General features: G+C 58.4%; 19 protein-coding genes, 13 tRNA genes and 2 rRNA genes (1 of these 34 only partly in view). 5 read left to right on the top strand and 29 right to left on the bottom strand.

Annotated features, from left to right (window positions below; genetic code table 11):
• Positions 1–7: 7 nt before the first annotated feature.
• The 5 genes from H1B31_RS03365 to H1B31_RS03345 all read right to left on the bottom strand — a co-directional run bounded on the left by H1B31_RS03365 (position 8) and on the right by H1B31_RS03345 (position 2,500).
• Positions 8–547, bottom strand: coding sequence for a F0F1 ATP synthase subunit delta (locus H1B31_RS03365; RefSeq protein WP_185980897.1), 540 nt, complete (start codon positions 545–547; stop codon positions 8–10).
• The gene (gene atpF / locus H1B31_RS03360; protein WP_185980896.1) at positions 541–1,065 is read right to left on the bottom strand and encodes a F0F1 ATP synthase subunit B; all 525 of its coding nucleotides are present in this window, start codon (positions 1,063–1,065) and stop codon (positions 541–543) included. The genes H1B31_RS03365 and atpF overlap by 7 nt, the downstream gene beginning before the upstream one ends.
• Before the next feature lie 36 nt (positions 1,066–1,101).
• Complete coding sequence (atpE, locus tag H1B31_RS03355) at positions 1,102–1,353, bottom strand: F0F1 ATP synthase subunit C (protein ID WP_185980895.1); 252 nt, start codon at positions 1,351–1,353, stop codon at positions 1,102–1,104.
• Positions 1,354–1,415: 62 nt separating this feature from the next.
• Positions 1,416–2,096, bottom strand: coding sequence for a F0F1 ATP synthase subunit A (gene atpB / locus H1B31_RS03350; protein WP_185980894.1), 681 nt, complete (start codon positions 2,094–2,096; stop codon positions 1,416–1,418).
• A gap of 5 nt (positions 2,097–2,101) precedes the next feature.
• A complete protein-coding gene (locus H1B31_RS03345) occupies positions 2,102–2,500 on the bottom strand; it encodes a hypothetical protein (protein WP_185980893.1) in 399 nt (132 codons plus the stop codon).
• Positions 2,501–2,863: 363 nt separating this feature from the next.
• Between H1B31_RS03345 and H1B31_RS03340 the strand changes: the two genes are divergently transcribed.
• Positions 2,864–3,124, top strand: a complete 261-nt coding sequence (locus tag H1B31_RS03340; RefSeq protein ID WP_009440534.1) for a hypothetical protein — start codon at positions 2,864–2,866, stop codon at positions 3,122–3,124.
• A gap of 32 nt (positions 3,125–3,156) precedes the next feature.
• On the opposite strand, the gene H1B31_RS03335 is transcribed toward H1B31_RS03340, so the two are convergent.
• The 3 genes from H1B31_RS03335 to H1B31_RS03325 all read right to left on the bottom strand — a co-directional run bounded on the left by H1B31_RS03335 (position 3,157) and on the right by H1B31_RS03325 (position 4,549).
• Positions 3,157–3,414, bottom strand: coding sequence for a Txe/YoeB family addiction module toxin (locus tag H1B31_RS03335; protein WP_185980892.1), 258 nt, complete (start codon positions 3,412–3,414; stop codon positions 3,157–3,159).
• Positions 3,407–3,679 (bottom strand): type II toxin-antitoxin system Phd/YefM family antitoxin, encoded by a 273-nt coding sequence (locus H1B31_RS03330; protein WP_185980891.1) that lies wholly within the window; start codon positions 3,677–3,679, stop codon positions 3,407–3,409. The genes H1B31_RS03335 and H1B31_RS03330 overlap by 8 nt, the downstream gene beginning before the upstream one ends.
• A gap of 147 nt (positions 3,680–3,826) precedes the next feature.
• The gene (locus tag H1B31_RS03325) at positions 3,827–4,549 is read right to left on the bottom strand and encodes a DUF4198 domain-containing protein (protein ID WP_185980890.1); all 723 of its coding nucleotides are present in this window, start codon (positions 4,547–4,549) and stop codon (positions 3,827–3,829) included.
• A 202-nt stretch (positions 4,550–4,751) separates the two neighbouring features.
• On the opposite strand from H1B31_RS03325, the gene H1B31_RS03320 reads away from it, so the two are divergent.
• The 3 genes from H1B31_RS03320 to H1B31_RS03310 all read left to right on the top strand — a co-directional run bounded on the left by H1B31_RS03320 (position 4,752) and on the right by H1B31_RS03310 (position 7,609).
• Positions 4,752–5,891, top strand: a complete 1,140-nt coding sequence (locus H1B31_RS03320) for an LPP20 family lipoprotein (protein ID WP_185980889.1) — start codon at positions 4,752–4,754, stop codon at positions 5,889–5,891.
• Positions 5,892–5,996: 105 nt separating this feature from the next.
• Positions 5,997–6,215: a TOBE domain-containing protein gene (locus H1B31_RS03315; RefSeq protein ID WP_009440541.1), complete on the top strand. Its 219-nt coding sequence runs from the start codon at positions 5,997–5,999 to the stop codon at positions 6,213–6,215.
• 164 nt (positions 6,216–6,379) lie between these two features.
• Positions 6,380–7,609, top strand: coding sequence for an LL-diaminopimelate aminotransferase (locus H1B31_RS03310; protein WP_185980888.1), 1,230 nt, complete (start codon positions 6,380–6,382; stop codon positions 7,607–7,609).
• Positions 7,610–7,770: 161 nt separating this feature from the next.
• Here the strand turns inward: H1B31_RS03310 and H1B31_RS03305 are convergent, their stop codons facing one another.
• From H1B31_RS03305 to H1B31_RS03280, 6 genes are all read right to left on the bottom strand, one after another.
• Positions 7,771–9,156: a GntP family permease gene (locus tag H1B31_RS03305; protein WP_185980887.1), complete on the bottom strand. Its 1,386-nt coding sequence runs from the start codon at positions 9,154–9,156 to the stop codon at positions 7,771–7,773.
• Between the two features lie 100 nt (positions 9,157–9,256).
• Positions 9,257–10,669 carry a four-carbon acid sugar kinase family protein gene (locus tag H1B31_RS03300; RefSeq protein ID WP_185980886.1) on the bottom strand — a complete coding sequence of 471 codons (1,413 nt, stop codon included), beginning with the start codon at positions 10,667–10,669 and terminating at the stop codon, positions 9,257–9,259.
• An 11-nt stretch (positions 10,670–10,680) separates the two neighbouring features.
• Positions 10,681–11,577 carry a 2-hydroxy-3-oxopropionate reductase gene (garR, locus tag H1B31_RS03295; RefSeq protein WP_318842532.1) on the bottom strand — a complete coding sequence of 299 codons (897 nt, stop codon included), beginning with the start codon at positions 11,575–11,577 and terminating at the stop codon, positions 10,681–10,683.
• 109 nt (positions 11,578–11,686) lie between these two features.
• The gene (locus H1B31_RS03290) at positions 11,687–12,349 is read right to left on the bottom strand and encodes a GntR family transcriptional regulator (protein WP_185980884.1); all 663 of its coding nucleotides are present in this window, start codon (positions 12,347–12,349) and stop codon (positions 11,687–11,689) included.
• Between the two features lie 126 nt (positions 12,350–12,475).
• The gene (locus H1B31_RS03285; RefSeq protein ID WP_185980883.1) at positions 12,476–13,147 is read right to left on the bottom strand and encodes a trimeric intracellular cation channel family protein; all 672 of its coding nucleotides are present in this window, start codon (positions 13,145–13,147) and stop codon (positions 12,476–12,478) included.
• 170 nt (positions 13,148–13,317) lie between these two features.
• Positions 13,318–14,628 (bottom strand): lipase family protein, encoded by a 1,311-nt coding sequence (locus tag H1B31_RS03280; RefSeq protein WP_185980882.1) that lies wholly within the window; start codon positions 14,626–14,628, stop codon positions 13,318–13,320.
• Positions 14,629–14,970: 342 nt separating this feature from the next.
• On the opposite strand from H1B31_RS03280, the gene H1B31_RS03275 reads away from it, so the two are divergent.
• Positions 14,971–19,101 carry an autotransporter outer membrane beta-barrel domain-containing protein gene (locus tag H1B31_RS03275; protein ID WP_185980881.1) on the top strand — a complete coding sequence of 1,377 codons (4,131 nt, stop codon included), beginning with the start codon at positions 14,971–14,973 and terminating at the stop codon, positions 19,099–19,101.
• Positions 19,102–19,239: 138 nt separating this feature from the next.
• On the opposite strand, the gene H1B31_RS03270 is transcribed toward H1B31_RS03275, so the two are convergent.
• The 15 genes from H1B31_RS03270 to H1B31_RS03200 all read right to left on the bottom strand — a co-directional run.
• Positions 19,240–19,325, bottom strand: a tRNA-Leu gene (locus H1B31_RS03270).
• 5 nt (positions 19,326–19,330) lie between these two features.
• Positions 19,331–19,416, bottom strand: a tRNA-Leu gene (locus tag H1B31_RS03265).
• Between the two features lie 26 nt (positions 19,417–19,442).
• Positions 19,443–19,528: transfer RNA gene (locus tag H1B31_RS03260), tRNA-Leu, on the bottom strand.
• 28 nt (positions 19,529–19,556) lie between these two features.
• A tRNA-Leu gene (locus tag H1B31_RS03255) sits at positions 19,557–19,643 on the bottom strand.
• 11 nt (positions 19,644–19,654) lie between these two features.
• Positions 19,655–19,728: transfer RNA gene (locus tag H1B31_RS03250), tRNA-Gly, on the bottom strand.
• Position 19,729: 1 nt separating this feature from the next.
• A tRNA-Thr gene (locus H1B31_RS03245) sits at positions 19,730–19,805 on the bottom strand.
• A gap of 46 nt (positions 19,806–19,851) precedes the next feature.
• Positions 19,852–19,927 (bottom strand) — tRNA-Phe (locus H1B31_RS03240).
• Positions 19,928–19,934: 7 nt separating this feature from the next.
• Positions 19,935–20,011: transfer RNA gene (locus H1B31_RS03235), tRNA-Asp, on the bottom strand.
• A gap of 19 nt (positions 20,012–20,030) precedes the next feature.
• Positions 20,031–20,106 (bottom strand) — tRNA-Val (locus H1B31_RS03230).
• Between the two features lie 6 nt (positions 20,107–20,112).
• Positions 20,113–20,188: transfer RNA gene (locus H1B31_RS03225), tRNA-Lys, on the bottom strand.
• Between the two features lie 20 nt (positions 20,189–20,208).
• Positions 20,209–20,284, bottom strand: a tRNA-Lys gene (locus H1B31_RS03220).
• 37 nt (positions 20,285–20,321) lie between these two features.
• Positions 20,322–20,398, bottom strand: a tRNA-Gln gene (locus H1B31_RS03215).
• 80 nt (positions 20,399–20,478) lie between these two features.
• Positions 20,479–20,554 (bottom strand) — tRNA-Asn (locus tag H1B31_RS03210).
• Between the two features lie 4 nt (positions 20,555–20,558).
• A 5S ribosomal RNA gene (rrf, locus tag H1B31_RS03205) occupies positions 20,559–20,675 on the bottom strand.
• Positions 20,676–20,754: 79 nt separating this feature from the next.
• Positions 20,755–22,916, bottom strand: a 23S ribosomal RNA gene (locus H1B31_RS03200) (it continues 907 nt past the right edge of the window).

The following is a 22,916-nucleotide window of genomic DNA, read 5'->3' as shown; positions in this document are numbered from 1 at the left end:
CACCCCGCTAGTTCGCCATTAACTCTGCCGTCATTGCTGCGAGACGCCCCTTGATACTGCCGTCGATGCGGCGGTCGCCGATGCGCACCACCACGCCGCCGATGAGCGAGGGGTCGCGGTGTTCGCGTAGCGTTACCTGTTTGCCCGTAATCGCCTCGAGCTTCTCCGTCAGAGCCTTCATCTGCTCCGGCGTCAGTTCGTCCACCGTCGTGACATCCGCCACGGCGATGCCGAGCTTCTCGTTCGAGAGCTGTCCGAAGATCGTGCTGATCGCGTCGAACACCATCATGCGCCGCTTGTCGATGAGCAGCAGGAGGAAGTTCAGCACCGTCTCGCGCACACCGCCCGCGAACACCTCCTTCAGGAGGGACTTCTTGTCCTCCGGCTGGATGTTCGGATTGCAGAGATACGCCTTCAGCTCCGGGCACTCCGTATAGAGACGCTGCACCTTCGCGAGATCCGCGCCGTACTCCTTGAGTGCGTTATCCTCGCAGGCAAGTTCAAAGATCGCGCGTGCGTACTTGCGTGCAAGTTCCATGTTCAGCATGGCGCATCACCAATCTTTTTTGCGTCGAGTTTTGCGATAAACTCGCCAATGATGGCATCGTTGTCCTTCTCATCCAGATTCTTCTGGATGATCTTGCCCGCCGCTGCGAGCGACAGGGCGACAACCTCGGCCTTGAGCTGCTCAACTGCATGGGCACGCTCGCGCTCCATCTGCAGCTCCGCAGCCTTCTTCATCTGTTCGATCTCACGCTTCGTTTCCTGAATGCTCGCCTCGCGCTCCTCAGATGCGCGCTTCTCGGCGATATCCACGATCTCCTGCGCCTTCGTACGCGCCGCAGCCAGCTGCGCCTTGTACTCGTTCAGCGTCGCCTCGGCGGCAGCAGCATCTGCGTCCGCCTTGTCGATGCTCTCGGCGATCTTGGCCTTGCGTTCCTCCATCATGCGGACGATCGGCTTGTACGCCACAGCGCGCAGGAGTGCAACGAGAATCAGGAAGTTGATAATCTGGACGGGCAGTGTCCCATTGAGATCAATAAGCCCCTGTACGGTTTCGATCAATTCCTATGCCCCCTTTGCAAAATCCGATGCGATTACTTACTTAATCAGCGGATTTGCATAGAGCATGATGATGCCGAAAACAACGCCAATGATACAGAGCGCCTCGATCAGACCGACGGAGATCAGCGTACGCGTAAAGAGAACGCCGCCCGCCTCCGGCTGACGTGCCAGACCCTCGATGAAGCGCCCCGTAACAAGACCGTCACCAATCGCCGCGCCCATCGCAGCAAGACCAAAGCAGAGACCAGCACCAACCAGAGCGCCTGCAACCATAATTGCGTTTTCCATGAAAAGATCCTCCTTAAACTGTTGAACAAAATCTTAGATACGCGCACCTGCGCGAAAAAACCTTAGTGAGCGTCGTCCGTCTTGATAGCAGCACCAATATATGCTGTCGAGAGCATCGTGAAGACCAGTGCCTGCACAAGCCCGACGAACACGCTGAACGCCAGCCAGATCACCGAGGGGATGGTAGAGCCATTCCCGAGGAGCTGCAGCAGGATGTGAATCAGAATCTCACCCGCCAGAATGTTGCCGAATAGACGAAACGAGAGCGTGATCGGCTTTGCGATCTCCTCGACGACGTTGATGATGACGAACGGCGCGACCGGCTGGAAGAAATGCGACACATAGTGCATCCCCTTCACCGCAAGCCCCAGGACGTGCATCATGACAATGACCAGCAGAGCCAGTCCCAATGTGGTGTTCAGATCGTTTGTCGGCGATGCCATCGTCGGAATCAGACCGATCCAATTCGATACGAGCAGGAAGATGAACAGCGACACAATGAACGTGGCGAGGAAGCCCCGTCCGCGCGGTCCCATGTTCTCATCGACCTGTTCATGAAGTGCATCGATGATCGTCTCCAACATCATCTGCCAGTTCGACGTCGGCACAACCTTTAGATTGCGCACCGCCAGCCAGCCGATGAGGAGAACGACCGCCATTGAGATCCACGTCATGACAATCGTCTGCGAATTGAAGGTAAATCCGGCGATCTGCACTGCCTCGCGAACACCGATTTCGTGCATAACCTCTACCTCCCTTGGGGGGATTCCCCCGACTGCTCCTTATCGGAACGTATCGCGTGAACGATCATCTGCACCATCATCATCGCATGCACGAGGAGGAACCCCCCGAGCATCGCGAAGAAATGCAGCGTACTCGTCCGCACCGCCGCAAATGTGACCGCCGCCACGAGCACGAACATCAGGATCATGCCCATCTGCACCTGTCCCACCGCGCGCAGCCGCGCCGCACGCATGAGGCGCTGCGCCAGCTGCCAGAAATACAGCGCCGCAGCCGCCGCCCCTGCTGCGACTCCACCCATGAGTGTGATCTCACCCGCAGCGAGCAGGGCGATCCCACCGATGAGCACAGCCGCCGCAAACGCATACACGATCTGCCGCCGATACACCGATAAAACGACTTTCATATTCCTCCTCCGACAGTCCCGCGGCGTAAGAAACGCAAGAAAACCGCCCCTGCACCATCTTGGGCGCAGAGCCTTACGCCGGTCGCCGTCTTCGTTGAATATCAGTACCCTTAACAACATTCGACGAAAAAATCCTTTTTCCTTCCACAACTGTATACATAAGTGAAAAGTTTTTTGAAATTTTCCGTCAATATCATAAGGACGGGCTATGAAAAAGCCATGAAGCGATTCATACCCCTTATCGCATATTATACGGGCTTCTTGCATTTTCCGCAACATCATTTTAATTATCCGAGGTATTTTATTATTGTATTGGACGATAGGCTCTGCTAGAATAGGCAAAATACAGAAAGGAGGCGCAGCATGACCATCGAAGGCGCCGTCATCATCGAGAAGGGCGTGACATTCGCCGTCATCCACGTCGCGCCCGAAGTAACGCGCTACACCATCAAATCCACACAGACACGCCGCGCCCTCATGCGCTTCTTCCCCGGCATGCCGATCATCCTCATGAGCCTCACGCAGGACGGAAAGCCTCAATATTATGGACGCAAAGACATTGCAGACTTTCTCAGCAGTATCCGCCTAAACCAGATCCCGTGGAAGAAATATCATATTGTGTGAAAAGCGCGGAGCCTCATCCCATGGCTCCGCGCTTACTCATAATGCCCCTTGCAGGCGGCAATATAGATATTTTTCTCGTCGAACGTATAGATCAGCCGATCCTTTTGCGTAATGCGACGGCTCCAATAGCCCGCGAGCGCATGGCGCAGCGGCTCCGGCTTGCCTAGCCCATCGTGACCGTTGCGCTCAATATCCGTCAGCAGCTCGTGAATCTTGCGCGCCACCTTGCGATCCTCGCGCACCCACTCCATGAAATCCCGCCACGCATTCTCCGAAAACACCTTATTCATCGGAGAGGCGCTCCAGTTCTGCCGTATCCTTCATCACCGTGCGCCCCGCGCGCAGCTGCTCAATCCCCTCGACAATATGCGCATAGTTGCGGCGGTCACTCGTCAGGAAGACATTCTCCATCAGATTGTTATAGCTCTCCAGGCTCATCAAAACAACATTCTCCTCATTGCGCCGTGTCACAACAATCGTCTCCGCATCACGCGTCGCAGCGTCACAATACGTCTTCAGATTACTGCGCAGCGTCGAAAAATTCACTGCCACCATACAATCACACCCTTTCACTTTTATTGTACCAAAACTCGTACAAAAAGCAAGAAGTAAGTTGCCTGAACGAAAACACGCATCCGCGTGTATAAACAAAAAGCGCAGCCACACACGCGGCTGCGCTTTTTCCGTTTTCAGATATACCTTTTACTCTGCCGGAATGATGAACGAGAGGGAGCTGAAGATCTTCTTCGTCACGATCGGATCGTCTGTCGGGAAGCCGACCTCGACGCCGATGACGTTGAGGCCGTTGTTCGCGATGCGCACGGTAACATAGCCGTTCGCATCGGCCTGCGTCTCATTCGTGAGGTCGCCGAGCACATCCGCGATCACGGGTGCATTCGCATACGGCGCGCCATCCTTGTAGATGCGCAGCTGCAGCGTGTCGCCGCGCCGCAGCGTCAGCGGATTCACCTCGGGCACAATCTGGATCGGCACATTGTAGATGCCCGCCGGCTTCACAGCCTCGTTCCAGTAGTGCACATTGTACTTGTAAGCATAGGTCACGGCCTTGAGATTCTCGATGCCCGAGAAATCACGTGTCGGGATCACCTTGCCGTCCGTTGTCTTAGCGAAATAGCCGTAGTCAAAGAACGTCGCCGTCACGCCGAGATCCTCGCCCGGCACGATCGTGATGTTCTTTTCCCCGTCGACACGCTCCACCGTCGTCGGCGCGAAGTTCACATCATAGGCGTCGATGCGCTGCACGCACGCGGGATCGTAGGCGTTATCCAGAGGCCCCTCGCCGAGCACGAGAGCCTTCGTGTCGACACGGTTCGCAAAGAAAACACCGTGTGCGTCTGCCGGTGCTGCATACATACCGAGCCCCATCGCCGCACCAAGCGCCGCTGCCAAGAGTTTTTTCTTCATTACATATCCTCCCATCAAAAACAACTGAATGCGCGGGCGTATTCCCGCCACTTTGCTCATTATAGTATAAATAATTCCTATTTGCAATAAGACAAATCATTTTCATCACTTCTGTCTCACCAAATCTTAACCTAATTCTTATGCTGCTCTATCTTTTTTTTGAGATATTCAATAAATAAGCACACTTAAAGGAGGAATATTTATGCAGATTTTAAAATCCATTGCTCTTGCTGTGCTCATGCTCGCGCTCACGATTGGCACGCAGAATGTCAGTGCAGCGCCAGCTCAGTGGGATGGCGGCAAAATCCGTGTCGAGGGGCTTGGCATCGCCCCTGCGGATGCGCGCGGCTCACAGGCAGAGGCACTGGCACGCCGCGCCGCACTCAGCGACGCCTATCGCCAGCTCGCCGAGCAGATCAACGGTGTGAATGTCGATGCCGTGAACACGGTCGAAAACATGACACTTATGAACACGACCGTCCGCACGCATGTCACTGCACTCATCCAGGGTGCGCAGATCATTGACGAAAGTGCACGCCGCGACGGTTCGTACGTTGTCACCATGGAGATTCCTGTCTACGGCACCGGCTCCCTCGCAAGCACGGTCTTCACGCGCATTGAGACTCGCGCACCATGGGCAGCGCCCGAGAGCGTCTATGCTCCCTATACGCCGGTTCCCTATGATACAACGGGATACGGCACCTATGAGCGCACGCAGAATCAAACCTCCTCCTCCCCCATCCTGCAGGCCGCCATGGCAGCAGGCTCCACCGCTGCAGTGACCGTTCCCTCCGCGCAGACAGCGCCTGCGATCACGACGACGCCGACGCGCCCGGCACATCCCGCGGCAGTGGTGACCACGCCGACAGCACCGACAACGCCTCCGGCAGTGGTGACACCGACGGCTCCGACGACGCCCCCAGCGGCAGTGGCAGTGACACCCGCCGCCCCGCTCACGCCTGCTGCACCGACACCAACCACACCTCCTGCTGAGATCGTCCCCAAGGGGCAGGCAGTTGGCGGCTACACGGGCGTCATCATCGACTGCACGGGACTCGGACTGCGCCCTGCCATGAGCCCTGTCATCAAGGCGGAGAACGGGCAGCCCATCTACGGCTACAAGAACCTCGACGTTGACAAGGTCGTCGCGAGCGGCATGGCTTCCTACGCACACAGCGATGCAGAGGCCACGCGTGCGGGCGCAAATCCGCTGCGTCTGCGCGCTGTCTCCGTCGATCACAATGCGAACCCCGTCCTCTCGGCGAGCGATGCGAACCGCCTCCTCCTCGAGAACAGTGCGAGCGGCTTCCTCGACGCGACCAACGTGGTGTTCCTGCGCTGAGAACAGCCTTTTGAAAACCCTGCGAATTTGTGACATTTATCACGAATTTTTCAGGGTTTTTGTGTTATACTATATGAGTTACTACAAAACAAGGGAGGGAAACATATGAAACTCAGTGCACGCAATCAGCTCAAGGGCAAGGTTGTCTCCATCGAGAAGGGTGCTGTCAACGGCATCGTCGGCATCGAGCTGAAGGGCGGCGACGTCGTCACGGCGACCATCAGCCTGAACTCCATCAACGAGCTCGGTCTTGAGGTCGGCAAGGAGGCGTATGCCGTCATCAAGGCAACGTCCGTCATGGTCGGCGTCGATCACCATCACTAAAGCAATAGCCGCCCCGTGCGGCACACATCCCCCGTCCGCGGCAGCGCTGCAGGCGGGGGATTTTTCGCGCCCGGCTCATGTATTCAGCGGCATGCCTCCCCTTTCGCTGCAAAAACGTGGTATACTGAACCAGCACATCAAAACAGACGGAACAGAGGAACTCTATGGCAAACATCAACGAGAACTATCTGAAACTCCCCGGCAGCTACCTCTTCGCCGAGATTGCACACCGCGTCGCTGCCTATAAAGAGGCACACGCGGACGCGGATATCATCCGTCTCGGCATCGGCGACGTCACCCTGCCGCTGCCCCGCGTCTCGATCGACGCCATGCACCGTGCCGTCGACGAGATGGCAGAGCCCGCAACCTTTCGCGGGTATGGCCCCGAGCAGGGCTATGATTTCCTGATCGAGGCGATACGCGAGACGAACTATCGGCGGCGCGGCATCTCCATTGACGCCGACGAGATCTTCGTCAGCGACGGCTCCAAGAGCGACTGCGGCAACATCCAGGAGATCTTCGGCACGGACTGCCGCGTTGCCGTCACCGACCCCGTCTACCCCGTCTACCTCGACACGAACGTGATGGCAGGACGGACGGGTGCGCTCGGTGCGGACGGTCGGTTTGCGGGCGTCACCTATCTCCCCTGCACGGCGGAGAACAACTTTACCCCCACGCTTCCCACGGAGCGCGTCGATATGATCTACCTCTGCTGCCCCAACAACCCGACGGGCACGACGCTCTCGCGCGCGGCGCTCGCCGACTGGGTCGCCTATGCGCGGAAGAACGACGCCGTCATCCTCTTTGATGCCGCCTACGCCGCCTACATCACCGAGGAGGATGTGCCGCGCTCCATCTACGAGATCGACGGAGCAAAGGAGGTCGCCATCGAGTTCCGCTCCTTCTCCAAGACGGCCGGCTTTACGGGCACGCGCTGCGGCTACACCGTCGTCCCGAAGGCACTCACGGGACGCGCCGCCGACGGGACGCGCCATCCGTTCAACGCGCTCTGGAACCGCCGTCATACGACGAAGTTCAACGGCACGGCGTACATCATCCAACGCGCCGCCGCCGCCATCTACACGGAGGAGGGTCAGCGGGAGATCAGGGACATGATCGCCTACTACATGGAGAACGCGCGCATGATCCGCGAGGGGCTCGCCGCCGTCGGCCTTGAGGCGTACGGCGGCATCAACGCGCCGTACATCTGGCTGCGGACGCCAGATGGCATGCGCTCGTGGGATTTCTTCGACAAGCTCCTGCATGAGGCGCACATCGTCGGCACGCCCGGCACGGGCTTCGGCCCCTGCGGCGAGGGCTACTTCCGCCTCACCGCCTTCAACAGTCACGAGAATACAGCGCGTGCCGTCGCGCGCTTCGCTCAGCTGAAATAACTTCGCGCATTGAAAACGCCTCCGCCTGATTGTCAGGCGGAGGCGTTTTCAATGCTTATTTTACTGCGGACGAAACATCCTATAAACGAGCCAACGGCATAACGCCCCTCGTAGGCGGGCGTTACAATTTCTCTCAGATTTACCAGCATGGCAACCGTCCTTTACAGCAGGCCTGGCAGCGAGTTTGTGAACATGCTGAGGATGAGGACGACGATGAGCGCCGTCACGCCTGAGAGTGTGCCGCCGACCGTCCAGACGCGCATCGTGCTCGGCACATCGAATCTGCCGAAGCGGTTAATGACCCAGAATCCCGAGTCGTTCGGCAGAGAGAGACCGATGCCGCCCGCGCAGATCGCGAGCGAGGCGAGCAGCGGCGACACGCCCTGCATATTCGCCACAACGGGCGCAAAGATCGCCGCCGTCGTCACGAGCGCGACCGTGGTCGAGCCCTGTGCAGCGCGGAGCACCTGACTGATGATGAACGCCGCAATGAGGATCAGCGCTCCCGAGCCGTCCGTCAGCCCCGTCATGCCCTCGACGAGCTGCTTGCCGATGCCCGTCTCGTTGATGATCTTGCCGAATGCACCGCCCGCGCCCGTGATGGCGAGGATGATGCCGGACTGCGTGCACGCCTCGTTGACGAGGTCGTTGAACGAGTCCGTCAGATAGGGGCGCAGACAGAAGAAGCCCATGAAGAGTCCTAGGAGCAGCGCAATGTTCTTGTCACCGAGGAAGGTGAAGACCATGTGCGCGGTCGTCCCCTTCTCGAGGAACATGCCTGCAACCGTGCCCATGAGGATGATGAGGATCGGGAAGAAAATCAGGAAGATGCCGAGCTCGCCGGACGGCAGCTTCTTCGTATCCGCCACCTCCTGCAGAGCCTCGTCCTTAACAAACTCCTCCTCAAACGCATCCGCAAAGTCATTCTTGTACTCCGGACGCGTCCCGAGATACTTGCCGTAGAGCACACCGCCGACGAGCACGCCCGCAAGGCTTGCAATGATCGCGTAGAAAAGGAACCATCCGATATTGACGTCCATCGTCGCCGCAACCGCAATCGGGCCGGGCGTCGGGATAACCATTGCATGCGTTGTGATGAGACCGACAGCGAGTGCCGTAACGAGTGTCGCAAACGGAACACGTCCCTGCCGCGAAAGGGTCTTGACGAGGTTCACGAGGATGACGAATGCGGCGTCGAAGAACACGGGGATCGACACGATGTAACCCGTGAGTGCAATCGCCATCGGGGTATTTTGCGTCCCCGTCACGCGCAGGAGCAGCGCCGCGATCTGGCTCGTGCAGCCCGATACGTGGAGCAGGGAGCCGAGCGCAACGCCGAGGACGATGATGATGCCGATCCCCTGCATCGTCCCGCCGAATCCCGCCGCCATCGCGGCCGCGGTCTTGTCGAGCGGCATCCCCGCGAGGATGCCCATGAGGAGGCCGCCGAGGAGCAGTGCGAGGAACGGATGAAGCTTGAACTTGATGATCGAAACGAGCACGAAAAGCAGTGCCACAAAGAAGATTGCCAGCAGTACACCGAGCATATTTCCCCCTCCTTAAACAAGTTACAAAACGAGTCTGTGCTTGCTCCACTAGGGTTTGCTTAGGAGCATTGCACAAATCAGTTTCCGAAACGTACGAAACTCACAGCAGCATGGCAACCACGTCGCGCAGCGTCTCGACCGCACCGACGTTGCCCGGGAAGATGATGTAGCTCATGCCCGGGAACTTGCTCTCGGGTCCCGTCTGCCACACGGGAATGCCGGGCGCAACCTGTCCGAGGACGAGCGCGCGCCGCACGGAGAGCCCCTTCGTTCCAACATCGCTGGATGTGATGCCACCCTTCGCGATGAGGAAGGCGGGCTGGACGCTGAGGCGGTGCACGATGCTCGTGATTGCATCCGAGATCTGCACGGCGACACGCAGCGACTCCTCCTCGGAGCCGGCGTCAAAGCGCTCGCGCCCCGTGTAGACTGCGACCGTTACGCCGCTGCGGATCGCCTCCTCTGTCTCTGCGATGACGCGCTTCAGCTCCTCCGTAAGCTTTGGCGGGTCGAGCACGAGCAGGTGATGGAACTCGATGAATTTCACATCTTTCAGCTCGCGCAGCTTCTCGAACTGCTCCGTCGTCTTCTTCACATGCGAGCCGATGATGATGAGGCCGCCGTTTTTGTTCCCCTTGACGACAAGCTCATCCCGTCCAAGCAGCGGTTTGTCGGCAACGCCACCGATGACCTTCGTCCATGCTGCCGCCGTGCGGAACATGAAATTCTTGCCCGCCTTCATCGCACGCATCATCGCGATTGCAAACACCTTCACGTCCACATAGTCGACCGCATTCACGACAACCTTGCGGAAATCCGTGACCGCCATCAGCTGACTGACGATCGCATCCACGCGCACAGCACGCAGATCTGCGAGGGAGATGCTGACAACATCGGCGGCACGGAACGCGCCCTGCGTCTTCTCCTCGATATATTCCTTCAGATCCGAGGCACAATAGCCGAACGTCTTGTCCCGCGCGAACTCCGTCTCGCCCGCCGGTGTCAGCTCCGCGCCCTCCTGCACATAGTGCACATCGTCAATCGTAAAGCGCCCGCCCTCCTTGAAGAACGGCATGAGCACCTCGCCGTCGATGCGCTCCCCGCTCTCCTCAAGCGCGTGCGCGAGCGTCGCCGTCTCGAGCGGATAGTGCCCGCGCAGCGTCGAGTCGCCGCGGCTGATGAGCATGAACGGCTTGCCCGTCCGCTTTGCCTCTGCCGCCACGCGCTCGGCAATCTTCCAGTGCTCCTCCCCCGTCTGCTTCGCCTGAAATGCACGCGAGTTCGTAAGAATAAAGAACATGGCGTTCTTCTCGGCAAAGCCCTCGGCAATGCTCTCCTCCGACCAGTCCGTATAGACGTGGATGCCGTTCACCGTCTGCACGCCCGTCGGGTCGTCGTCGAGCACAATGATCTTGCGGTCAAATCCTGTGCGCTCCGCCGCGAGCGCCGCATCCACCGCCGCCTCGTCGGCCGTCGGAATCTTTGCAAAGAGTTCGTCCTTCGATACCTTCATCGCCGTCCTCCTCACGCCTCGTCCGACTTGACCACAACGCCGGAGATATTCTCATAGAACTGCACAATGCCGCTGTGGTCGTCCATCAGATGCCCCGTTGCCTTGAGACTGTGCATGATCTGCTGCAGGACGCCCGTCAGGATCAGCGGCAACTCCATGCCCTTCGCCGTGTCCATGACGTTCGTGATGTCCTTGAGGTTGATTGCAATCGGCCCGCCGGGCTTAAAGTTCCGCGAATACATCATCGGCGCCTTCGCATCGAGCACCGTGCTGCCCGCAAGCCCCCCGCGGATCGCCTCGTAGACCTTCTTCGGATCGGCACCCGCCTTTGTCGCAAGGATGAGTGCCTCCGAGACCGCCGCAATGTTGAGATTCACAATGACCTGATTCGCAAGCTTCGTCACCGAGCCGCTGCCATTCGGCCCCACGAGCGTGATCGTCTTTCCCATCGCCGCAAAGACAGGGCGCGCCTTCTCGAGCACCGCCGCATCGCCGCCGACCATGATCGCAAGAGAGCCGTCCACAGCACCAGGCTCACCGCCGCTGACCGGCGCATCGAGGAAATCGCAGCCATGCTCCGCCGCAAGTGCCGCAAACTCCTTTGACTCGACGGGCGTCACCGAGCTCATGTCCGCAATGATCGTCCCCTTTGCCGCACCCGCGAGCACGCCGTCTGCACCGCTCAGGATGCTGCGCACAATCGCGCCGTTCGGCCCCATTGTGATCACCATGTCCGCGCCCGTCGCCGCCTCCTTCGCCGATGCGGCAGCCTTTGCGCCCGCCGCAGCCATCACCTGCACGGCGTCCGCCACGACATCGAACACCGTGACCGCAAACCCCGCCTTGAGCAGATTGCGCACCATGGGCTTGCCCATAATCCCGAGCCCAATAAAACCAACGTTCTTCATCATCCGTTCCTCCCATCAAAATCCTCTTTCGTAGTATGTAGTATACTACCTTCTTTATAAAAAGACCGGGACGCTGCCCGAGTTCCTTTTGACTTGATAGATAGCGATGCTATTGCGGCACCCCGAAGACACGCGCTGTCGCGCCCATATGCACCATGAATGCGCGCATTGCCTCCGCCTCATCGCGCCGTCCGATGCCTGAGAGAATCGCCGCGTGCTCTTCCCATGCCTCTGCATGGCGGCGGCGGTGGTGCAGCGAGGTGAAGATTGCTTGCTCCAGCTTCGTCCGCATCTGCTCATGGATGCGGATGAGATAGCTGTTCCCCGTTGACGCAACCAACAGCGAGTGGAACGCCGTATCGAGCTTCATGAACTCGTAGTGCATACGGTCGTCCGCGATGTACGGCCGACTCTTCTCCTGCACCATGCCCATGCGGGCGAGCGTTCGCTGCCGCACGGACTCCGGCGCCTGCACGGTGAGCCAGCGGATGCTGTAGCCCTCGATCGCAATCCGCGCGGCAACAATCTCGCGCAGATCATCCTCCGACACAGGACGCACCGTCCATCCGCGGTTGGCGTGTACCTCGAGCATCCCCTCGTTCGTCAGACGGATTACCGCCTCGCGCACAGGCGTACGCGACACATTCAGCTGATCCGCAACCTGCTGCTCCGAGTAGATCTCGCCCGTCCGCAGCTCGCCCTTGATGAGCGCCGTCTTGAGATACTGATACACTTGATCCTTGTAGGATACCTTCTTAATCACTTTCTGCATCCCCCACTTGTATGTAGTATACCAGTCAAACGCAAAGAAAACAATCAGGACAAAAGTAGGAAAATTTTGCGGAGTGAAAAATTTCTATAAAACAAAGACGCCCTTCCATCGAAGAGCGCCTTTGTTTTACTCCTTCACATCCTCGTCACGATGTCGCTTCGGCGGGCGCGGGTGGTAGAGGCTCCAGTTCCAGCGAATGGCCGCAAAACGGATCATGAGGACAAGCACGAACGCGAGCCACGAGTCCGCCTCCACCCCGAGCGTAAAGCGCAGTGTGCAGAAGACAAACGCGCCGACAAGTGATGCCGCCGCATAGACCTCGGCATAGAGCACGACGGGCATGCGCTGGGCAAGCACATCGCGGATCATCCCGCCGCCAACCGCCGTTGTCGCGGCGAGCAGGATCGGCAGCACATAGCTGTCGTTCCCGCCAAATCGGACACCCGTGAGCGCACCCGTGATCGTGAAGGCGGCAAGACCGATCGTATCCGACACATTGAAGATCGTGAGAAGGCGCTGACGGCGCATATGGTGCAGCGCCGTCCACTGATAGAGCAGGGAGATCACGAGGGCAGTGCCTGCCGAGAGGAGGAAATTTGTCGTGTCACGCAGCGTCATCGGCGGCGTGATGCCGACGAGCACATCACGCACCATACCGCCACCGACCGCCGTCGCCAGAGCCAGCACCGAGATCCCGAAGATGTCCATACGACGCGAGATGCCGACCAGTGCCCCCGACACCGCAAAGGCGAGCGTCCCGATGATATCGAACAGCCGCCACAGATCTTCTACTGCCATAGTTTCGTCCTTCCCTTAAAATGGCATTTATAAAACCTACCGTTGACATGAATCTGCTCAGATTGGCGCAGATTTTTCGTCCTGTCAAGGAAACAAGCCGGACGCATAGTGAAACCTATGCGGAGGACTTGTTGACACAGAGAGGGCGGAAAAGATGCCCAAGCTGATCGTCAGTCCTGCGCAAACAGATAGAGCACCGTCTCAATCGGCGTCAGTGCCCCCGTCCGTGCCGAGCGGGATGTCGCCGCAAGCAGATTGCCGTCCATATCATACACCACACGCTCCAGCGTCAGACGGTACGTCTCGTGTGCATCGCGGATCTTCGCCCCCGCAATCCGATAGGCGACCATCTGCTCCGCCCCTGCCGCACGCGCCGCCGCGAGATGCCCCTCCAACCCGCTCAGCAGATAGTCCTCCGACAGCCCACCACCGCTCGCCGCACAGACCACAGCAGCATTCCGCACATGGAGCGCATCGCGCAGCACCGCCATCATATAGGGCGCATCCTCCGCGAGCGTATCGTCCAGAGCCGTCTCAATCGGCAGGGCGTAGAGCTTCCGTCCCTCCGTGCGGTTCGGCAGCCCCATCAAAAAGAGAAACGCATTGTCCCCGCCGTACGCATCGTAGACCTGCCGAATCGCCGCATCCACATAGACCATCATCGCGTGCGGGAACTTCGCCACAGACCGCGCGGGCGACCACGGGACACGGTCCCCGAACTGCTGAAACCCGAGCGGCGCGGCAAGCACATCCTTCATCGGATCGCCGCTCATCACCACACGGTGCAGCGTAAACCGCCCCTCATAGCGACGCACAAACGCCGCATTCCCGACCGCAGGCGCACCGAACGTCGTCACAACGAGCTGCTCAGGTGCGACCCCCAGATCCGAGAGACGTGCCGCCGCAAGGACTGCCGCCGCCCCGCCGAGGCTGTGTCCCGTCAGATAGATCCGCATCGAGGGATGTGCACGCAGCTCCGCCGACAACACCTCCCCTGCCGTACGATTGCCGTATGCGGGCAACGCATCGGTAAAGAGCGCCGCTTGGCAGTAGTCGAGGAACCCGCGATGCACAAGCGGCGTCTCCTTGCGATCCGTCACACGCGCATCGCGCATGGCAAGAAACTCTGTGGGTGTCGTCCCTCCGAACGCGGCACGCCCGAGCCGCAGATCCGTCCACACATCGCTCCCGCGCTCCGTCCCTGGGAAGGCAATCAGATGCGTCTCAGTGCCATCCTCATCCGTCCGCACCATATGGAAGAACCGTCCGACCGTACCGCGATGCCCCTCCGTCTCATACGACGCGATCTGCCAGCCCGCCGCCGCGAGACGCGCACGCAGGAGTTCCGGCAGCTCCCCGCTGTACGCCGCCTCCGATGCCGCCGCACACACGAAGCAGCGCGACGGCAGATCAGCGGGCGCAGCCAGTACGCGCACAGGCAGCAGAAACAACAGACAAAATACCAGCAGCCGCAGCATCATCGCTCCTCCTTCGCAAAAAATCCTTCCCTATTATATCCATATTTCATTTGAAAAAACAGTGCTTTTTCTGCACACATTACGCCTCATTCTCATTCATTTACAAATAATCAAATCTTGTTTTCACAATTTTGCCATAAAAGAAGCCGTAAATAAATTTTTCTCTATGATACTCGTACAGCCTTGAAAACACTGGGTTTTCCGGAAAATTGGGACGTTTGAACCCTGTTATTTGCTACAGTACGTTTTTTCTGAGAATATGCTACAGTGAGATTGGAGAGGAATAACCGGCATAATTCAAGGTGCCCACATCGGATGTATTGATCTTGAAAGGAGTCGATCATCATGAAACACCATTCTCAGCGCAGCAAGCGTCCCCCATCACGGACACTTGCCCCACGCATCCTCGCCGCCCTCACGGCGGGCGCGGTGACGCTCGGTGCGCTCCCGTACGCGTACGCCGATCCCATCGTCGCCTCCTCCGTCACATCGGACATGGTGACAGAGGACGGGGTTGCGGGCAGCATCGACGGATCGTCCGCCACCATCACCGTCGGCAGGACGGGCGACGGCGATACGCCCCGCCTCCAAAGGGCAACCCCCTCGGAATGGAGCTTCGCCTACGGGACATACCTCAAGTCGTCCGTACCGCTTGCAAACATCCACATCACAAACGGAAAGGCAATTGTGCGAAGCGGTACCCTGCACGATGCTGTCGGCACCTACATCGAACTGATGCAAGGCGGTACTGCGCGCGTGGAGAACAGCACGGCGGAGGCCTCGGGCGGCACGTTTCTGTTTAACTTAACCCAGGTTCCGTCGCTCACCGGCGGTGAGGTGAGTATTGAAGGAGCCGGCACACATGGCGTGGCGGAGGTTGTCCGCAGCCATGCCACGTTTACGGGCGGCACGTTCGGGTCAATCCAAGTGTCAGGCGGCAGAGCATTCAGCGAAAACGACACACGTGCCGAGGCTCTTGTCGAGGAAAACACCGCCACCTTTACGGGCGGCAACATTTCCCGTGACGGTCTCTCTATGACCGGCGGTTATGCCTATGCAGAATCCCTCAACACCGCTGCGGCAAAGGCACTGCGGAATCGTCTGACCGTTCATACACCTACAGGTATTAGGTCATTCGATCTGGTCGGAGGCCAGGCAACGACCAGCAACGGGAGCAGCCGCAGCGCACAGGCAAACGAGAATGTGATCAACGCCAAGACAAGCGTATATCAAAGGCTCATTGGCGGATTTGCATGGAGTCATCCGGCATATTCCACTTCGGTGCCTGCCCCGCTCAGCACGACGGAGGCGAACCGGAACAAGATCTGGATCGCGGCTGGCTCCGGTGAATTCACAGGTCGGAGTGTATGCGGTTGGAGTGAGCTCAACGACAACCAGATCACCGAGCTGCGCGGAGCGGCGAACGAGAACGAGTTCTCCATCGGGGGCGGCACCCTCCGCCTCACCTACGGCGGCATGAGCCAGGCGGTAAATTCCCGCACAGGTGCGGACAGCATCGCGCGGACGGAGGCAAACAAGAACAAGGTCTGGTCAAAGGCGGACACGCTCGAAGGCGACCTGCTGGGCGGATCTGCCCTGGCGTGGACGACCGATGGCAGAGCGGAGGCCGCAGCGCACGAGAACGAGCTGTATGTGAAGGGAGGCACCTATCAGCAGAACGTCTACAGCGGCAGTGCCACAGCAGAGTCCGAGAACGGCAGCGCTGTGGCACAGGCGACGAAGAACTACCTCTCCACCGAGACGAACGTCATGCAGGGCATCACGGGAGGTCATGCATCTGCCGAGGCAAAGGGTACCTTTGACGTACTGGCAAGCGAGAACTTGCTCAGTCTGAGGGGCGGCGCGCGCAGCTTCATCGGCGGCTATGCCGAGGGCACGCAGCGAGACAGCGGCACCTACGTCCTCCAGAGCACGGGCACGGCGAACGAGAACAGTATGGAGATCCGCTCCACCGGTACATTCACCGACAAGAGCGCGGGCGGTTACGTCCATATCACAGCGAACAATACGAAGCTGCTGTCTGCTGCCGCAGCAAGGAACGAAGTTCTCCTGCAGGACGGCACGTTCAACGAGGATGTGGCGGGCGGCAGGAGCTTTGCCCGGAATACGACGACGGCGGCGGACAGCGTCACGAATGCCGCAGCGAACGAGAACACCGTCCACGCCTTGGGGGGCACGTACGGCGCGGGACTCTACGGCGGCTCGGCGTATGCCGAGGCAAAGAGGGAGTTCAATGCGAGCGCCAACAAGAACAAGCTGGCCGTCTCCGCGGGGGCAAAGAACTTCATCGGCGGCTACGCCGAGGGCAAGCAGCTTGCGCCCGGTGAATCGGTGACCCACAGCACCGCAGAGGCGAACGAGAACAAGGTCTGGGTGGGTGCAGGCGCAGGGACATTCACCGACAAGAGCGCGGCAGGCTACAGTACGATCGAGACGAACAATGTCGCAGAACCAAAAGCCGAGGCAAACAGCAACCAGCTCACCATCCGTGCCGGCACGTTCCGTGAGGACGTGACGAGCGGCAGAAGCTTTGCACGGAACACGTCTACAGGCAGCGCGGCAAATGCCGTCGACAACCGCCTCTGGGTGTACGGCGGCACCACGCGGTTCCAAAGGCATCTCTTCGGCGGCTCTGCCGAGGCAAGAGCGGCGGGCAATAACAGTGCAGAAGCGGAGGCTTCGGGGAACATTACCCACCTGATGGAGGGCACGGCGTATGACGGGGATGTCTACGGCGGCATGGCGCAGGGTGGCTCCGACACGGGCAATGTCTACCTCAAGTCCAATTACAACGAGCTCTACATCCACGGCGGCACCTATCGCGGCAACATCTACGCAGGCGCGGCTCTGGGCGATCCCGCAGCGGATCCAAACGATGTCCATGAGGAGGTTCACGACAATAAGATCGTGATCTCGGGCGCAAACGATCTCTCCTTCGCAAGTCTCTACGGCTATCGGCACCGCGTCGGCGGCGGGAATGCCCATGCAGCCGACAATGAGCTCGTCCTAAAAAACACGAAGAATATCACGGTGAAGAGCGTGCAGGGATTCAACCGATTCGCGTTCTATGTGCCGAGCGACATTACCGAAGATGATACGATGCTCTACGTCAGGGACGATACGCAGGACATCGACCTCAGCGGCAAGACGGTCGATGCCTATCTGCAGGGCAGCACGTCGCTCCCGAACCGCATCCGCCTGCTCCATACGGTAAATGCGGAGATTCACAATGACGGCACAGCCACGATGACGGTGCATGAGGGCATCTCCGGTACGGAACGCATCAGTGTGACGACGAACAAGAAGGAGCTGATCGTGCGGCGTGACGGCGGCACCGATGCGGGCGGTCCGGTGCCGGTACCGTCGGCGCCGAAGCCTGACGATACGCCGCTGCCATCGGGGGCGACCCCGCCGACGCCACCCGGCTCGCCGTCGATTACACCGCCGGGTGGGATCGTCACGCCTCCGCCGACACCGCCCGCTCTGCCGCCGGAGACACCCTACGACGGCGGCTTCCGACTGAGGGATGATCATGCAAAGTCGCTTGCCGAGACGATGGCAGGCTCGGTCGCCTTTATCGGCTCTGGCATGAATCTCTTTACGGGCTTGGCGATGTCGAGTGCGTCCATCGAGGCAGCGGCAGCCGAGGGCTTTGCCCCATTTGCGGCGATGAGCGGCTCCTCCATGCGCATCGCAACGGGCTCGCACGTTGACCTCAAGGGCATGAACCTCGCTGTCGGCTTCTCGCGCGAAGTGAAGCGCGACGACAACCGACTGATTTTCGGTCCCATCGTCGAGTACGGACGCGGCACCTACGACAGCTACGTCAATGCAGTACACGGCGACGGCTCCATCCGCTACATCGGTGCGGGCGGATTCATCCGTCAGGAGCAGAAGGACGGGATGTTCTACGAGGGCAGCCTCCGCGCCGGACGCTCGAACATGAACTACGGTGCAACGCTCAATGTGGGCGGCACCCCGAGGCATACGTCCTACGATACGCGTGCGAACTACATCGGCGCACATCTCGGCGTGGGACAGAGTACCGCGATGAAGGACGGCGGCAAGCAGGAGGTCTACGTCCGCTACTTCTACACACGGCAGAACGGCACGGACGCGACCCTCTCCACGGGCGACCGCTACTCGTTCTCTGCAGTGGACAGCCACATCCTGCGCACGGGCGCACGCTGGATGCATCCGCAGAAGAGCGGCTCGCTCATCGTCGGTGCCTCCGTACAGTATGAGTTTGGCGGCGATGCAAGCGCGACCTATCATCGCGCGGGCGGCATGAGCTACACCTCGCCGTCTCCATCACTCAAGGGTGTCTCCGCGAGTGTCGAACTCGGCTGGAAGACCCAGATGAGCGCGAACTCCACCGCCGACCTCTCCGTCGAGGGCTGGACGGGCAAACAGCGCGGGGTCAACTTCCGTGCCGGATTCGCTTGGCAGTTCTAACGTCCGTTCTCCCCCGCTGCGGCGAGGGAGCATTGGATCGCGGTATAGCAGCTTCCCCCGTCCGAGACGGGGGAAGCTTTTTTGCAAAGAAGTGCAACAAAAAATCGCTGTAGTTTCCTACAGCGACGATGTTTCAAATGGTGCGGTTGATGGGACTTGAACCCATACGTCTTGTGAACACTACCCCCTCAAAGTAGCGCGTCTGCCAATTCCGCCACAACCGCATAAATGGTGCGGTCGAGAGGACTTGAACCTCCACGATGTTGCCATCACTAGCGCCTGAAGCTAGCGCGTCTGCCATTCCGCCACGACCGCGTGACTATCAAATTGTAAAGAAAAAATGGTGCGGTCGGTGGGACTTGAACCCACACGTCTTGTGAACACTACCCCCTCAAAGTAGCGCGTCTGCCAATTCCGCCACGACCGCGTGACATGAGATATCAAAGTAAAATATATGGTGCCGAGGACCGGAATCGAACCGGTACGATCTTACGATCGGGGGATTTTAAGTCCCCTGCGTCTGCCTGTTCCGCCACCCCGGCGAAATGCAAAATGGAGCGGGTGATGGGAATCGAACCCACGTGACCAGCTTGGAAGGCTGGGGCTCTACCATTGAGCTACACCCGCATGGAGCTGGCGAGAGGACTTGAACCCCCAACCTGCTGATTACAAGTCAGCTGCTCTACCGATTGAGCTACGCCAGCAGCATTGCACAAGCGGCACGCGCCGCAGACGCTGTAGGATACGAAGTGGTGCCTCAGAGCGGAATCGAACCACTGACACGGGGATTTTCAGTCCCCTGCTCTACCAACTGAGCTACCGAGGCATAAAAATGGCGACCCGAAGGGGACTTGAACCCCTGACCTCCGCCGTGACAGGGCGGCATTCTAACCAACTAAACTACCGGGCCGTATAAAATGGAATGTCCTTGGTGGGCGATGACAGGATCGAACTGCCGACATCTTGCTTGTAAGGCAAGCGCTCTCCCAGCTGAGCTAATCGCCCATATAATGGTGACCCACCACGGAATCGAACCGTGAACCTACTGATTAAGAGTCAGTTGCTCTGCCAGTTGAGCTAGTGAGTCATGATAAGTGAAAGAAAAAGTGGTGGCTCACCCGGGACTCGAACCCGGGACCCTCTGATTAAAAGTCAGATGCTCTACCAACTGAGCTAGTGAACCTTTATCAGCGCCACCCATCTCATAAAATGAGATAAATTGGCTGGGGTAGTTGGATTCGAACCAACGGATGCGGGAGTCAAAGTCCCGTGCCTTAACCGACTTGGCGATACCCCAACTATCCACAAAGAATCACTGATAAAAAGGAACTCCTTATCAGTGCTTCGCCAGCGGCAGCACCGCTATAAATGCAAAAATGGCTCCTCGAACTGGACTCGAACCAGTGACATTCTGATTAACAGTCAGACGCTCTACCGACTGAGCTATCGAGGAGTGATTGCGGCAACTACCTACTCTCCCACGTCGTCTCCAACGAAGTACCCTCGGCCTTTGAACGCTTAACTACTGTGTTCGGAATGGGAACAGGTGGAACCGTTCAGGCATCATCACCGCATACTGAGTGTTGTACACTCAAAACTTCACAGAAGAAACTGTAAGCAAATTGTTCTTGTTAGGCTTATCTACCTTAGAATGTAGTCAAGCCCTCGACCGATTAGTGCTGGTCAGCTGCACACATTGCTGTGCTTCCACACCCAGCCTATCTACCTTGTCTTCTTCAAGGGGTCTTACTTCCTTATAGGAATGAGATACTTCATCTCGGGACGGGCTTCACGCTTAGATGCTTTCAGCGTTTATCCCTTCCGGACGCAGCTACCCGGCCGTGCCCTTGGCAGGACAACCGGTACACCGTTGGTCCGTCCACTCCGGTCCTCTCGTACTAGGAGCAGCCTCCCTCATGTATCTTGCGCCCGCGATGGATATGGACCGAACTGTCTCACGACGTTCTGAACCCAGCTCACGTACCACTTTAATGGGCGAACAGCCCAACCCTTGGGACCTGCTTCAGCCCCAGGATGTGATGAGCCGACATCGAGGTGCCAAACCTCCCCGTCGATATGGACTCTTGGGAGAGATTAGCCTGTTATCCCCAGGGTAGCTTTTATCCGTTGAGCGATGGCAATTCCACTCTCTTTCCACCGGATCACTAAGCCCTACTTTCGTACCTGCTCGACCCGTCAGTCTCGCAGTCAAGCTCCCTTCTGCCTTTATGCTCTTCGCGCGATTTCTGTCCGCGCTGAGGGAACCTTTGGACGCCTCCGTTGCTCTTTCGGAGGCGACCGCCCCAGTCAAACTGCCCGCCTGGTACTGTCCCGAACACGGTTAATGTTCCGGTTAGATCCTTAGCATATAAAGGCCGGTATCCCAACGGTGACTCCATCACATCTAGCGATATGACTTCCCAGTCTCCCGGCTATCCTGTACGTTATATGCCAAAGACCAATGCCAAGCTGCAGTAAAGCTCCATGGGGTCTTTCTGTCCAGTCGCGGGTAACCTGCATCTTCACAGGTATTTCAATTTCACCGGGTCCCTCGTTGAGACAGTGCCCAAATCGTTACGCCTTTCGTGCGGGTCGGAACTTACCCGACAAGGAATTTCGCTACCTTAGGACCGTTATAGTTACGGCCGCCGTTTACAGGGGCTTCAGTTCGCTGCTTCACCTCAGGGGCTAACAACTCTCCTTAACCTTCCTGCACCGGGCAGGCGTCAGCACCTATACTTCAGCTTGCGCTTTCGCAGGCACCTGTGTTTGTGGTAAACAGTCGCTTGGGCCTCTTTTCTGCCGCCGACAACAGCTCCATCTGTAAAAGACTTCACCACCATCGGCCATCCTTTTCCCGAAGTTACGGATGCATTTTGCCGAGTTCCTTAACGAGGGTTTTCCCGCGCACCTTAGGATTCTCTCCCCGCCTACCTGTGTCGGTTTTGGTACGGGCGGACGTCTTCTCGTTAGAAGCTTTTCTTGGCAGTGTAGTGCAGCTGAATTCAGATTGACCGTAGTCTTTCCTATCTATCGGTTCTCGGCCTTATAGTATGGGGATTTGCCTCCATACAAGCCTACCGCCTTCGACGCGCCCAACCATTCGCACGCTCAGCTTCCTTCCTGCGTCACTCCATCCTCAAACGAAGACGCCCGGTACTGGAATTTTCGCCAGTTGTCCATCGCCTATGCTTTTCGCCTCGGCTTAGGTCCCGACTAACCCCGGGACGACGAGCGTTGCCCGGGATACCTTAGGCTTTCGGTGGACAGGATTCTCACCTGTCGTTTCGCTACTCATACCGGCATTCTCACTTCTTATCCGTCCAGCAGTCCTTCCGGTCTGCCTTCGTCCAGATAAGAACGCTCCCCTACCCAGTGTGTACACATCAGCACAACGCTCAAAAAGCTTGTTAAAATTGCTCTCTGCTGTGTCAACCTCGTTTGACGTAGCTCTACTACGCCGCTCTCGGTTTCCTTGCAGATACCAATTTTTCCTGCGCTTTGAACGCTCTGTAGATATGTACACCCTGCCGCAGCTTCGGTTCTGTGCTTTAGCCCCGGATATTTTCGGCGCAGGGCCTCTCGACCAGTGAGCTATTACGCACTCTTTTAATGGTGGCTGCTTCTGAGCCAACATCCTGGTTGTTTTCGAAGTCCTACATCCTTCTCCACTTAGCACAGCATTTGGGACCTTAGCCGGCGGTCTGGGCTGTTTCCCTCTTGAATACGGGTCTTATCACTCGCATTCTGACTCCCAGGCTGCCCATATGAGCCATTCGTAGTTTGACTGGGGTCGGTAGGCTTTACGCCCCCTT

The organism is Selenomonas timonae, from assembly GCF_014250475.1.
GTDB classification, from domain to species: Bacteria; Bacillota; Negativicutes; order Selenomonadales; family Selenomonadaceae; genus Centipeda; species Centipeda timonae.
The sequence above is the reverse complement of the archived record's forward strand: the minus strand, read 5'-3'. Positions and strand labels throughout refer to the sequence as shown.